We start from the raw sequence: 579 nt of genomic DNA, 5'->3' as shown, positions 1-579 counted from the left end.
CCGCGGCAATTTCCAGGATTCGCTGCGCAATGGCTACTTCGGCGTGTGTCTGCGACACGTCACCGGCACGTTGCTCGGTTATTGCGTGCTCATGCCGGTCGTCGATGAAATGCATCTCCTGAATCTTTGCGTCGCGCCGCAAGCACAACATGCGGGCGCCGGGCTGACGCTGTTGCGCGAAGCGGTGCGCATTTCGAAGCACCAGAAGCTCGATGGCGTGCTGCTCGAAGTGCGGCCTTCGAACCCGCGCGCCATATGGCTTTACGAGCGCTTCGGATTTATGACCATCGGGCGTCGGAAGAACTATTACCCGGCGCGGCATCGTTCGCGCGAGGATGCGCTTGTCATGCGCCTGACGTTTTCAAGGGAGGCCGCCGATGGCGCTGCATAAGTCGATGCTCGACGAGTTTGGACTCGGGACTATCTGGGTGAGGCGGGGAACGCAGCCGGTCGAAACGGCTGTGGAACCCGTTGCAGTCGCGCCCGAAAGATCGACAGCCGCTCCGTTGAACCGCGCAGCGGCGGCCTCCCTTGAAAACGTCAGGCGCATGACAAGCGCATCCTCGCGCGAACGATGCA

Annotated in this window: 1 protein-coding gene and 1 pseudogene; both read left to right on the top strand. The window is 61.8% G+C overall.

What is annotated here, in order from left to right; translation table 11 throughout:
• A partial coding sequence (gene rimI / locus ACRXB1_RS37305; RefSeq protein ID WP_449494929.1) for a ribosomal protein S18-alanine N-acetyltransferase occupies positions 1-391 on the top strand: 391 nt, incomplete at its 5' end.
• A pseudogene (locus tag ACRXB1_RS37300) lies at positions 378-579 on the top strand (uracil-DNA glycosylase); the annotation flags it as partial. The gene rimI and the pseudogene ACRXB1_RS37300, both read left to right, overlap by 14 nt.

The sequence above is a fragment of the Caballeronia sp. M23-90 genome, assembly GCF_053574605.1.
This window is presented reverse-complemented; position numbering and strand designations above follow the sequence as displayed.